14 protein-coding genes and 1 riboswitch are annotated in these 12,744 nt (G+C 31.0%); all 14 genes read left to right on the top strand.

Annotated features, from left to right (window positions below; all coding sequences use genetic code 11):
- Window positions 1-10 precede the first annotated feature (10 nt).
- The 14 genes from BFL38_RS14285 to BFL38_RS15720 all read left to right on the top strand — a co-directional run bounded on the left by BFL38_RS14285 (window position 11) and on the right by BFL38_RS15720 (window position 12,715).
- The gene (locus BFL38_RS14285) at window positions 11-313 is read left to right on the top strand and encodes a hypothetical protein (RefSeq protein ID WP_069727665.1); all 303 of its coding nucleotides are present in this window, start codon (window positions 11-13) and stop codon (window positions 311-313) included.
- 118 nt (window positions 314-431) lie between these two features.
- The gene (locus tag BFL38_RS14290) at window positions 432-1,064 is read left to right on the top strand and encodes a MotA/TolQ/ExbB proton channel family protein (RefSeq protein ID WP_069727666.1); all 633 of its coding nucleotides are present in this window, start codon (window positions 432-434) and stop codon (window positions 1,062-1,064) included.
- 69 nt (window positions 1,065-1,133) lie between these two features.
- Window positions 1,134-2,072 (top strand): ABC transporter substrate-binding protein, encoded by a 939-nt coding sequence (locus tag BFL38_RS14295; RefSeq protein WP_069727667.1) that lies wholly within the window; start codon window positions 1,134-1,136, stop codon window positions 2,070-2,072.
- Window positions 2,073-2,076: 4 nt separating this feature from the next.
- On the top strand, window positions 2,077-3,084 hold the full coding sequence (locus BFL38_RS14300) for a FecCD family ABC transporter permease (RefSeq protein WP_069727668.1): 1,008 nt from the start codon (window positions 2,077-2,079) through the stop codon (window positions 3,082-3,084).
- A 6-nt stretch (window positions 3,085-3,090) separates the two neighbouring features.
- Entirely contained in the window at window positions 3,091-3,867 is a 777-nt protein-coding gene (locus BFL38_RS14305) for an ABC transporter ATP-binding protein (RefSeq protein ID WP_176720593.1), read from the top strand.
- Window positions 3,868-3,932: 65 nt separating this feature from the next.
- A riboswitch (cobalamin riboswitch) is annotated at window positions 3,933-4,109 on the top strand.
- A gap of 333 nt (window positions 4,110-4,442) precedes the next feature.
- The gene (gene pduB / locus BFL38_RS14310) at window positions 4,443-5,135 is read left to right on the top strand and encodes a propanediol utilization microcompartment protein PduB (protein WP_069727669.1); all 693 of its coding nucleotides are present in this window, start codon (window positions 4,443-4,445) and stop codon (window positions 5,133-5,135) included.
- Window positions 5,136-5,156: 21 nt separating this feature from the next.
- Window positions 5,157-6,818, top strand: a complete 1,662-nt coding sequence (locus tag BFL38_RS14315; RefSeq protein ID WP_069727670.1) for a propanediol/glycerol family dehydratase large subunit — start codon at window positions 5,157-5,159, stop codon at window positions 6,816-6,818.
- Window positions 6,819-6,828: 10 nt separating this feature from the next.
- A complete protein-coding gene (locus BFL38_RS14320; protein WP_069727671.1) occupies window positions 6,829-7,515 on the top strand; it encodes a propanediol/glycerol family dehydratase medium subunit in 687 nt (228 codons plus the stop codon).
- A gap of 21 nt (window positions 7,516-7,536) precedes the next feature.
- Window positions 7,537-8,040 carry a diol dehydratase small subunit gene (locus BFL38_RS14325; RefSeq protein WP_008725498.1) on the top strand — a complete coding sequence of 168 codons (504 nt, stop codon included), beginning with the start codon at window positions 7,537-7,539 and terminating at the stop codon, window positions 8,038-8,040.
- A gap of 90 nt (window positions 8,041-8,130) precedes the next feature.
- Window positions 8,131-9,960: a diol dehydratase reactivase subunit alpha gene (locus BFL38_RS14330; RefSeq protein WP_069727672.1), complete on the top strand. Its 1,830-nt coding sequence runs from the start codon at window positions 8,131-8,133 to the stop codon at window positions 9,958-9,960.
- The gene (locus BFL38_RS14335) at window positions 9,953-10,312 is read left to right on the top strand and encodes a glycerol dehydratase reactivase beta/small subunit family protein (RefSeq protein WP_256097290.1); all 360 of its coding nucleotides are present in this window, start codon (window positions 9,953-9,955) and stop codon (window positions 10,310-10,312) included. The genes BFL38_RS14330 and BFL38_RS14335 overlap by 8 nt, the downstream gene beginning before the upstream one ends.
- Before the next feature lie 15 nt (window positions 10,313-10,327).
- Window positions 10,328-10,726: a GlcG/HbpS family heme-binding protein gene (locus BFL38_RS14340; protein WP_069727674.1), complete on the top strand. Its 399-nt coding sequence runs from the start codon at window positions 10,328-10,330 to the stop codon at window positions 10,724-10,726.
- Window positions 10,727-10,744: 18 nt separating this feature from the next.
- Window positions 10,745-12,136: an aldehyde dehydrogenase family protein gene (locus tag BFL38_RS14345; RefSeq protein ID WP_069727675.1), complete on the top strand. Its 1,392-nt coding sequence runs from the start codon at window positions 10,745-10,747 to the stop codon at window positions 12,134-12,136.
- A 45-nt stretch (window positions 12,137-12,181) separates the two neighbouring features.
- On the top strand, window positions 12,182-12,715 hold the full coding sequence (locus BFL38_RS15720) for a BMC domain-containing protein (protein WP_069727676.1): 534 nt from the start codon (window positions 12,182-12,184) through the stop codon (window positions 12,713-12,715).
- Window positions 12,716-12,744: the final 29 nt, after the last annotated feature.

Genomic DNA, 12,744 nt, shown 5'->3' on the forward strand with positions numbered 1-12,744 from the left:
CGAAAAAGTTATGCTTAATATTAATAATAAGGCAGTGCAGCTTGTGGACTATAGGCAAGTAGAATATATGTATAATACTATTAAAGATTATTCTATTGTAATAAATTATTTAAGAAAAACAGCAAAAGAATTGAGAGATGGAACTTATTGGGATCCTTATGTAAATTTTGGACAAGGAGGATATGTAAAAAATGTACGTGCTGGTATGGAGTATGATGCTAGGGCTGATATGCTTGAGCTTTTGAAAAGTAATAGAGAATACATTATGCCAGATGAGGCTGTTACGCATTATACTGTGGAGTTTAAATATTAAAAGCGGTTTAATTAATATAAATTTAATTTTATATACAGAATATTTCTATTGATTTTTTATATTCTTACAATTATAATGTTTTAACAAATAATGACATTTTAATGAGGCATTTATATATATGAATGGTATATTCGGTTCTGAAAGTCTTTTAAATTCGGCTATGATAGTCTGTTGGATAGGGCTTTTAATATCTTCAATATTGGGATTAACAATAATAATTGACAGATTTATTTATTTTACTAGAATAAAATCTCAGGATAATTCATTGGCTCCTAAACTTATTTCTTTAATAAAAGATAAAGAATTAAAAGCTGCCATTGCCTTATGCGAAACAGCAAAATCGCCTATGGCAAATATTGTGATGTCAGGACTTAAAAATTCTGATATGCCTAAAGAAGCTATGCAAAGTGCCTCCAATAAAGAACTTCCAAGACTTGAAAGATTTATTTCGGCACTTTCAACAATATCAACAGTAGCCCCATTGCTTGGACTTTTAGGTACTATTCTTGGTATGATACAATCCTTTGCTGTAATATCAGTTGCAGGAAGCGGAAATCCTTCTGCTTTGGCTTCAGGTATTGCTAATGCTCTTCTTACTACTGCAGCAGGACTTATTATTGCTATACCTACTGTGGTATTTTATAACTATTTTGTAAATACTCTTAATGAAAGAATTTTATTTATAGAAAATTTATCAAATGAAGTTTCAGATTATATAATTGATGATAGCAATATTAAAACAGAAAATTAATAATTGACAATAAAGGTTATTTGGTTTATACTTCTTTAATTAAAATATTTTTTCTTAAAGAAGTTTTTTATGAAAACAGTTATAATATTTTTATTTGCTTTTTTTAGTATATTTTTATTTTCATGCAGTAATGCAGATACAAATAATAAAAACTTATCTATAAAAGATAGGGCAGGAAATGAAATTGCTGTGCCTGAAAAAATAGAAAACATAGCATGTTTATCTCCTTCCGTTACAGATGTTATACTAGCATTGGGGCTTGCTGATAAGATAACAGCTTCTGATTCTACTTCAATAGAAATTTTACAGACTAATAATATTGATGTATCAAATATAGCGGTTTTCGATATGCTTAATCCTGATTCAGAAAAAATGATAGCTATGAGACCTGATATTATTTTTGTTAATACTTTCAGTGTATTTTCAGGAAAAAACTCATTAGATTCTATAAAGGCTTCAGATATATGTGTTGCCGTTATACCAAATAGCGATACTATAAAATCTATAGAAGATGATATAACTTTTTTGGGCGATGTTTTGAATAAAAGCGATGAAGCTTCTAATATTATCAGTATTATGGACAAAAATATAGAAAATATTAGAGCTATAGGTGAAAGCATACAAAATAAAAAGAAAGTTTATTTTGAAATAGCGGCTTTGCCGAATTTATATTCATTCGGAACTAATGTTTATTTAGATGATATGATAAATATTATAGGGGCATCTAATATATTTTCTGATAAAAATTCTTGGATAACTACCACTGAAGAAAATGTGTTATTTTCTAATCCTGATATAATATTTACAAGCGTTCACTATATAGATAATCCTACAGAAGAAATATTAAGCCGTGAATCTTGGCAGAATGTAAATGCTGTAAAAAATAAAGATGTATACTATATAGCTTCAGGTTCATTGCCTACGCATAATATTGTAAATGCTTTAATTATAATGGCTAAATATGCTTATCCTAATGAATACAAAGATATTGAAATAATTAGGAATTAGTATAATGATTAAAAAAGTTATAATAATTTTGCTGTTAGTTATTATTTCTACTGTGTTATCTATATGTATAGGAAGTGTATTCATACATCCAAAGGAAATATTTGCTATATTATTATATAAGTTTTTTAATTTTGAGATTATGAATATAGATAAAATAAATGCTGATATTATAGGTATTAGACTTCAGCATTCTATATTATCATTATTTGTAGGAGCTTCATTATCTATAACAGGTGTTGTTATACAGTCAATACTAAGAAATCCTTTAGCCTCTGCATATAATTTGGGTATATCATCGGGGGCAGGTCTTGGAGCGGCATTGATTATAATTATGAGTGTATCTTTTAATCAATATTTGTTTATAGGTGTATCAATGATGTTTGCTTTTATCACTATATTATTTATATTATTCATATCAAACATAATAGATAAATATATGAGCAATAATTCTATAATACTTGCAGGAATTGTTATATCATTGTTTCTAAGTTCTTTAATGAGTTTTTTATCTTATATGTTTCCTAAATATTCAAATCAAATAATACTTTGGCAGCTTGGAAGTTTATTTGTGAGAAATAAATTGGATATTTTAATAATAATATTTATGACTTTAATATCATTACTGCTTCTTATGAAATACTCAAGTGTATTAGATATAATGACATTTGGAGATGAAACTAGTTTATCACTTGGTATAAATGTTAAGAATATGAGAGTATTTTTTATATTAATTTCATCATTTATAACAGCCGTTTTGGTAGCATTTACAGGTATAATAGGTTTTATAGATTTAGTGTCTCCTCATGTAACAAGAAAAATATTCGGAGCCAAGCATATAGTTTTACTTCCTATGTCTGCTTTGATTGGAGCATTAATATTGAATGTTTCTGATATATTTTCAAGGATTATAGTTCAAGGAGCTAATATTCCAATAGGTATTGTTACTGCAGTGATAGGTGCCCCTTTCTTTTTGTATGTGTTTATATCCAGCAGTAATATGAAAGGAATGTGATTTGTTATGAATGATGTAGGTAAAATAAATAAAATGGTTGAAGTTAAAAATTTATCTTTAAGCTATTCAAATAAGAAAAAAGTTTTGAGTAATATATATTTTGATGTCAATTCAAATGAAAGTTTATGTATTATAGGACCTAATGGATGCGGAAAAAGCACTTTGTTAAAATCTCTATGTAAGATAATAGATTTTGATGAGGGGGAAATACTTATTAATAATAAAAATATAAAAAAAATAGATGCTTACAAAACTATAGCAATGATGAGTCAGATGTCTGTTATATATTTCGGATATACCGCTTATGATACTATAATGATGGGAAGATATTCAAGCTATAAGGATAAACTTTTATCAGTACCAAGTAAAGAGGATAAAGAGTTTGTAATTTATTATATGGAAAAATTAAAAATAATGCATTTGAAAGATAAATTGATAACAGAGCTTTCAGGCGGTGAATTACAGAGAATATTTTTAGCTAGAACTTTAGTTCAAGATCCAAGTATAATACTTATGGACGAACCTACTAATCATTTAGATTTAAATAGCCAAATAGAATTAATTTATAATCTGAAAGAGTGGGTAAAAAATGGAAATAGATGTATTATAGCGGTTCTTCATGATATAAATGCTGCTTTGAATTTCGCAGATAAATTATTAATTTTAAAAAACGGAAGTTCTATGTATTTCGGAAATATAGATAATTTTGATATTAGATTATTAAATGATGTTTATGATATAAATGTAATTGAATATATGACTAATTCTTTAAAAAGATGGTGATTTTTGTTTTATTTTTTGATGATGTTTCAAATTAATTATAATTTGTATTGATGAAAACTTGATTTATTATATTTTTTTTATTATAATATAGATGTATATTGAAGGAAATAGGTCAGAATCCTATACTAGCCCGTAGCCGTATTCAGTAGCGAACCCTAGTTAACCATTGTTGCCTATTGAGGTGATGAGAAGGTAGGATGTAGAAAGCTGTAAGTCGGAATATTTCAATATATAGTTTATTTTTCTGTCGAGGAGCATGGAATGGAAATCTTTTTATAGTAATTCTCACAATTATTAATTAATTCAAAATTATTCTAACTTTTTTAGTTAAATAAATTAATTCGCATATTGTTTCAAATTATTGAAATTTTTTCATTTTTTTAAAAAAATTATTTCTTTTTGTTGACAATAGTATTTCATTGTTTTATACTATTATGTATAGCAATGGTTTATTGTGCATTTTTTGATAATTTTTCTATTCTAATAATCTAAAATTAATCTTTGTCATATAATCATTGCCTTTTAATTAAAAAAAAATAACATTAATTTTATTATTTTTTAAGGAGGATTTTTATATGAGTAAAGCAATAGAGTTTGTAGGCACTGCTATGGGAGATACTATAGGGCTTGTTATTGCTAATGTGGATAAAAGTATTTTGGAGAAAATGAATTTTGAAACAAAATACCGTTCTATTGGTATTATAGGCGGCAGAACAGGAGCTGGTCCTCATATAATGGCTGCTGACGAGGCTGTGAAAGCTACAAACACAGAAATTGTTTCTATACAATTAGCTCGCGATACTAAAGGCGGTGCAGGTCATGGTAACTTAATTATATTCGGCTCAGATGATGTTTCAGATTCAAGACGAGCAGTTGAGGTTGCATTAAAAGATTTAGACAGAACTTTCGGAGATGTTTATGGAAATGAGGCTGGACATATAGAACTTCAGTACACTGCAAGAGCTAGTTATGCCTGCAACAAAGCATTTGGTGCCCCAATAGGCAAGGCTTTCGGAATTTGTGTTGGTGCTCCTGCTGCTATAGGTGTAGTTATGGCAGATACTGCTGTTAAATCTGCTAATGTAGAAGTTGTTGGATATGCTTCTCCAGCAAACGGCACTAGTTTTTCAAATGAGGTTATATTACAAATATGCGGTGATTCAGGAGCTGTTAGACAGGCTGTAATAGCTGCTAGAGAAATAGGCTGCGAATTATTAGGTACTTTAGGTTCTACACCTAAAAATGACAGACCGTCATATATAATTTAATTTAACTATTAGGAGAAGCTCATGAAATCTAAAAGATTTGAAATATTAAGAAACAGACCAGTAAATCAGGACGGATTTGTTGGTGAATGGCCTGAGGTAGGTCTTGTAGCTATGGACGGACCTAATGATCCTAAACCTAGCATTAAAATAGTAAATGGTAAAATAGTTGAGCTTGATGGTAAAAAGGCAGAAGATTTTGATTTTATAGATACATTTATCGCTAATTATTCTATAAATATTGAAAATGCTGAAAAAGCTATGAGTATTGACTCAAAAAAAATAGCTCTTATGCTATGCGATCCTAATGTACAAAGAAGTGAAATAATTCCAATAACAACATCTATAACCCCTGCTAAAATATCAGAAGTTATGAGCTGTATGAATGTCGTTGAAATGATGATGGCTTTGCAGAAAATGAGAGCAAGAAAAACTCCTTCCAATCAATGCCATGTAACTAATGTAAAAGATAATCCAATACAAATAGCAGCAGATGCGGCAGAAGCAGCTGTTAGAGGTTTTGATGAAGAAGAAACTACAGTAGGTATAGTTCGTTATGCTCCTTTTAATGCTTTAGGCTTATTGGTAGGTGCTCAGGTTGGAAGACCGGGTATACTTACTCAATGTTCATTAGAAGAGGCTACTGAATTGTTATTAGGTATGAGAGGATTAACCTGTTATGCAGAAACAATATCGGTATACGGAACAGAAAGAGTATTTACAGACGGAGATGATACTCCATATTCTAAAGCTTTCTTAGCATCATCTTATGCTTCACGCGGTTTGAAAATGCGTTTTACTTCTGGTACAGGAAGTGAAGTACAAATGGGATATGCTGAAGGTAAATCTATGCTTTATTTGGAAGCTAGATGTGTATTCATCACTAAAGGTGCCGGAGTACAAGGCTTGCAAAATGGTTCTATAAGCTGTATAGGTGTTCCGGGCGGAGTTCCTAGCGGCATCAGAGCAGTTTTGGCTGAAAACCTTATTACAGAATGTTTGGATTTGGAAGTTGCTTCTGGTAATGACCAAACTTTCTCTCACTCAGATATAAGAAGAACAGCAAGAATGTTAATGCAGTTCCTTCCTGGTACTGACTTTATATTCTCTGGTTATAGTTCTACTCCTAACTATGACAATATGTTTGCAGGTTCTAACTTTGATGCTGAAGACTTTGATGATATGAATGTATTACAAAGAGACTTGAAAGTTGATGGCGGATTAAGACCTGTAAAAGAAGAAGAAATAATAGCTGTTAGAAATAAAGCTGCAAGAGCTATGCAGGCTATATTTGCTGATTTGGGATTTCCAGAAATCACAGATGAAGAAGTAGAAGCTGCAACTTATGCACATGGCAGTAAAGATATGCCGGACAGAAATGTCGTAGAAGATTTGAAAGCAGCACAAAGCATACTTACTAATGGAATAACAGGTTTAGATGTTGTTAAAGCTTTATATAGAAAAGGCTTTGAAGATGTTGCTCAAAGTGTTTTAAATATGCTTAAACAACGCGTTGCTGGAGACTATTTGCATACTTCTGCTATCATTGATAGAAACGGTTATGTTATTAGTGCTGTTAATGATGTTAATGATTATCAGGGTCCTGGTACAGGTTATCAAATAAACAAAGAGCGTTGGGAAGAGATTAAAAATATTCCTAATGCTATTAGCCCAGATTCTATTTAAGGAGTAAGTAATGAATATAGATGAAAAAACTCTAAAATTGATAGTTAGCGAAGTTATAAAAAATATTAATAGTCAAAATAATAATACAAGCAGCAGTACTTCTGTAAGTTCCAATCCGAATCCTAATGTAAGTACTAATCATCAGGATCCTCCTCCTCTTAATTTCAAAGAGCTTGGAAAAGCTGAAGTTGGTAAAAATAAATCTGAAGTAGTAATAGGTTTAGCTCCTTCTTTCGGACTTCATCAAACCGAAACTATAGTTCATATACCGCATTCTCAAGTATTAAGAGAATTAATCGCTGGTATAGAAGAAGAAGGATTAAAGGCACGCATATTGCGTTTCTTACATACATCAGATGTTTCATTTATAGCCAATGCAGCTGCCAAATACAGCGGTTCTGGAATAGGTATAGGAATACAGTCTAAAGGTACTACAGTTATACACCAAAAAGATTTGCTTCCTTTAAGTAATGTTGAATTATTTCCTCAGGCACCTCTTTTGGATTTGCCTACTTTCAGAGCTATAGGTAAAAATGCTGCTAAATATGCTAAAGGAGAATCTCCAACTCCTGTTCCTGTTCGTAATGATCAGATGGCTCGTCCTAAATATCAGGCAATTGCGGCTTTGCTTCATATAAAAGAAACTGAACATGTTGTAGACAATGCTGATCCTATAGAACTATCAATTTCATTATAATAATTTATAAGGAGATAAAATATGGATGAACAACTTTTAGAAAAAATGATAAAAGAAATAGTTAGCAATATTAGTAATACAAGCAATTCAAAAAATATTTCTAATAGCAGTGTTGAGGTTAGTGCCAAAGATTATCCTTTAGGTTATAATAGAAAAGATTTAATAAAAACTTCTACAGGAAAAAGTTTAGATGATATTACATTAGATGCTGTAATGAATGACAGAGTAGGACCTAATGATGTTCGTATTACCGCTGAAACTTTGGAATATCAGGCAAAAATAGCAGAGTCTGTAGGAAGAAAAATATTTGCTATGAATTTGAGAAGAGCTGCTGAATTGACAAGAATAAGCGATGACAGAATATTAGAGATATATAATGCTTTAAGACCTTTCAGATCAACTAAAGCAGAATTAATTGCTATAGCTGATGAACTTGAAAATAAGTATTCAGCTACAATATCTGCTTCTTTGGTTAGAGAGGCTGCTGAGGTTTATGAGAAGAGAGATCGTTTAAGAAGAAAATAATAATTTTATTGCTATGAAGCTGCCAAATATTTTCATTTATATGCGGCTTACATAGCAAATGAAAAATAATTTCTATTTATGGAAGTGCCAATGAAATATATTGCAGGAATAGACATAGGCAATTCTACTACTGAAATTGCAGTTGCTAAGATTAGTGATAATAATGATGTAGAATTTATCTCTAGCGATTTAGTATTTACTACAGGTATAAAAGGTACTTTTTCCAATAAGCATGGTATTTTTGGAGTTTTGAAAAAGAGCTTGGATAAAGTTAATCTTAAAGTAGAAGATATATCTTTAATAAGAATAAATGAGGCTACACCTGTAATAGGAGATGTTGCAATGGAAACTATAACTGAAACCATTGTAACAGAATCTACTATGATAGGACATAATCCGAAGACGCCGGGCGGTTCTGGAATAGGTATAGGAAAAAGTGTACTCTATGATGATATTTCAAATATAAATAAAGGTGAAAATGTAATAATAGTTATTCCTAGTAGCGTAGATTTCAAAGATGCAGCCAATTCTGTTAATAATGCTGTATCGAAAGGTATAAATGTTAATGGGCTTATTTTACAAAAAGATGATGGTGTTCTTGTACAAAATAGGATTAATAAGAATATTCCTATAGTTGATGAAGTGCTTCTTATAGATAAAGTTCCTATAGGCATGCTTTGTGCACTTGAGGTAGCTTTGCCGGGTAAAGTAATTGAAACATTATCAAATCCTTATGGTATAGCAACAGTATTTAATTTATCTCCTGAGGAAACTCAGTCAGTTGTACCTATAGCCAGAGCTTTAATAGGAAATCGTTCGGCTGTTGTAATAAAAACTCCTGAAGGAAATGTTAAAGAGAGAAGAATACCTGCCGGCAAGTTAAAGATAATTGATGTCAAAAAAAGTTTAGAAGTAGATATAGAGGCTGGTGCTGAAAAAATAATGTCTACTATAAATAAAGCTGCAGATATAGAAGATATTATTGGTGAGCCGGGTACTAATATAGGCGGTATGATAGAAAAAGTTAGGCAGACTATGGCAAAACTTACGAATAAAAATAAAGATGATATTAAAATTCGTGATTTATTAGCTGTAGATACTTTTGTACCTAGAAGTGTAAAGGGAGGACTTGCTAATGAATTTTCTATGGAAAGTGCTGTAGGTATAGCCAGCATGGTAAAATCAGATAGGCTTCAAATGGAAATAATTGCAAATGAGCTTAAAAAAGATTTGAATATCAATGTTGAAATAGGCGGAGTTGAAGCTGATATGGCAATACTTGGTGCTTTAACTACTCCGGGTTCTTCTGCACCATTGGCTATTATAGATATGGGAGCAGGAAGTACAGATGCTTCTTTAATAGATAAAGACGGTAAAATAAGATATACGCATTTAGCAGGTGCCGGAAATATGGTTACGCTTTTAATTAATTCGGAATTAGGATTAGATGATCTTGAAATGGCTGAGAGAATAAAAAAATATCCTTTGGCAAAAGTTGAAAGTGTATTTCATATAAGACATGAAGATGGTACTGTGCAGTTTTTTAAAGAGACTTTAGATCCTAAATTGTTTGCTAGAGTTGTAGTAGTAGAAGAGAATAATTTTGTTCCTATAGATTCTGATATACCATTAGAAAAAATAAGAATTGTAAGAAGAACAGCAAAAGAAAAAGTATTTGTATTTAACTCTATAAGGGCATTAGAAACAGTAAGTTCTACAGGTAATATAAGGGATATACCTTTTGTAGTATTAGTTGGAGGTTCATCATTAGATTTTGAAATACCTCAAATGGTTATGGATGCTTTATCTCATTATAAGATAGTTGCAGGAAGAGGTAATATAAGAGGTAAAGAGGGACCTAGAAATGCAGTTGCTACAGGTCTTATATTAGATTATGTTAGAGCAATGAGGAATGGCTGATATGGATATACCATCTATTATTATATATAGTTTAGGAAATACAGATTCAAAATTAATGGATCAGATTTTGTATGGAGTAGAAGAGGAGGGAATTCCTTATATATTTGAAAAAAAAGATATTGGTGAGTATAGAGATGTAAAAGAAGCATCTTATAAAGCTGCTGTTGCTTCTCAGTTATCCGTTGGGGTAGCTGCTGACAATGAGTATATAGCGGTGCATTATGCTAATTTAGATGAGAATACTCCTTTATTTTTCTATCCTGTTAAGTCAATGAATATGCAGAATATGAGAAGTGTTGGAGCTAATTCGGCTAGACTCGTTAAGGGAATTTATTTCATACTTAATGATTGATTTAAGGAAATTTTTATGGAACTTGGTTTAAATGATGCTTTTAGTATGGCTTTAGAGGCATTGAAGAAGGCAGGAAGCATACATGTTGATGTTTGCATTTCCATTGTTAATAGCCATGGAGAAGAGATTTTCTTTTGTAAAATGGATAATGCTCTTAAAATAAGTGAGAAATTGGCTTTTAAAAAGGCTTACAGCAGTATATCATTGAAAGTTCCTACTTCTGAAATAAAGAAACTTATTGATGAGAGTTTATGCGGACTTGATACTGCTATGTCTGGTGAGATTGTGATGTTCGGCGGAGGAATTCCTATATTTAAAGATGGTAAATTATTAGGAGCTATTGGAGTAAGCGGAGGCGCTGTAGAAGAAGATATTCTTATAGCTAAATCTGCTTTAGAGGTATTTAATAAATAATTTTTATGGAGATAATATATGGATGAGAAATTGATTGAATCTATAGTAAGAGAAGTTGCTAAGAATATTAACATATTGGAATCCAATAATAATACAAATACACTTGGTATATTTGATACTATGAAAGAAGCTATTGAATATGCAAGTATAGCACAAAAAAAGTTTTTATGTTCTACTTTGTCAGAAAGAAAAAAAATAACTGATTCTATAAGAAATAAATTAAGACCTCTAATTAAAGAGATGTCAGTTATGGCTGTAGAAGAAAGTAAAATGGGAAGAGTTGAGGATAAAATAAATAAAAATACATTGGCTATAGAAAGATGCACTGGTGTTGAAGATTTACATACAGGTGCTTTAACAGGAGATGATGGATTAAGTTTATTAGAATTTTCTCCATTTGGCGTAATTGGTGCTATAACTCCTGTTACAAATCCTACAGAAACAATAATATGCAATAGTATAAATATGCTTGCTGCCGGAAACAGTGTTGTTTTCAGTCCGCATCCTAGTGCTGTTAAAGTTTCTAATTGGCTTGTTGGTAAAATCAATGAGGCTATAATAGAGGCAGGCGGAGAAAGAAATTTAGTAGTTACAATTTCAAAAGCATCAGTTGAAGAAGTTGACTATATGATGGAGCACCCTAAAATAAATGCTTTATGTATTACAGGCGGTATGCCTATAGTTATTAAGGGATTAAAAAGCGGAAAGAAAACTATAGGGGCAGGTGCAGGAAATCCTCCTGTTATAGTTGATGAAACTGCAGATATAGAACAGGCTGCTGCTGATATAGTGGCTGGTGCTTCTTTAGATAATAATATGCCTTGTATAGCTGAAAAAGAGGTGTTGGCAGTTGATTCCATATTTGATTATTTGATGTTTAATATGGAAAAAAATAATGCTTTTAAGATTTCTAAAAAAGAAGATATGATGAAATTAGAAAAAGCTCTTATAAATCCTGATGGAACTGTAAATAAAAAATTTGTGGGTAAAGATGCCAAATATATATTGGATACTTTAGGTATAGAATGTTCTTATGATCCTAGGCTTATAATCATGGAAACTCATAAAGAACATCCTTTTGCAGTTGAAGAGCTTATGATGCCTGTGCTTCCTTTAATAAGATGTAAAGATTTTGATGAGGCTTTAGAGTTAGCTGTTAAATTAGAAAACGGATGCAGACATACCGCTGCTATGCATTCTAAACATATAGACAGATTAACTATAGCTCCTAGAAGATTGCAGACAACAATATTTGTTAAGAATGCTCCTTCTTATGCCGGTATAGGTTTAGGAGGTGAGGGATATACTAGCTTTACATTGGCTAGCAGTACAGGAGATGGTATTACTAGTACAATAACATTCACTAGAAAAAGAAGATGCGTATTAAAAAATGGATTATTTGTTAGATAAATAATTATATTTTTATATACTTAATAGAAGAGGATATTAATTATTATGGAATATGCTTTAGGTATGATAGAAACTCATGGTCATACTGCTGCTATTGAGGCTTTAGATGCAGCAAATAAGTCGAGCAATATAATTCTGCCTTCTATGATGCATGTTGGAAGCGGAAGAATTGCGGTATCATTTTTTGGAGATGTTTCTGCTGTTAAAGTTGCTGTCGATGCTGGAGTTGCTGCTGCTGAGAAAGTTGGTAAAGTTTTGGGCAGTAATGTTATAGCCAGATTGGATAAACAGGTTCTTAATACTCTTTTTTCGTATGCATCTTCTGATAATAATACGGTTGAAGATGGCAATAAAGAAATAAAAGAGAATGAAGAAAAAAATACTGAAGAAAATAAGCAATTAGAAAGCAATACAGAAATAATTAATGAAAATGCAGACATAAGTTCATCAAATGCCAATGCCGAAAATGCATCGTTTTTTGATGAAGATATTAATAAAAAAACAGATAGTGAAACGGCTTCTAATGAATCTGTTTCAAAGAAAAAGACAAGAAAAAAGAAAAAGAATGATAATCAATAAAATAATAAAAATTATTGGAGGTAAACAAT

The organism is Brachyspira hampsonii, from assembly GCF_001746205.1.
GTDB classification, from domain to species: Bacteria; Spirochaetota; Brachyspiria; order Brachyspirales; family Brachyspiraceae; genus Brachyspira; species Brachyspira hampsonii_B.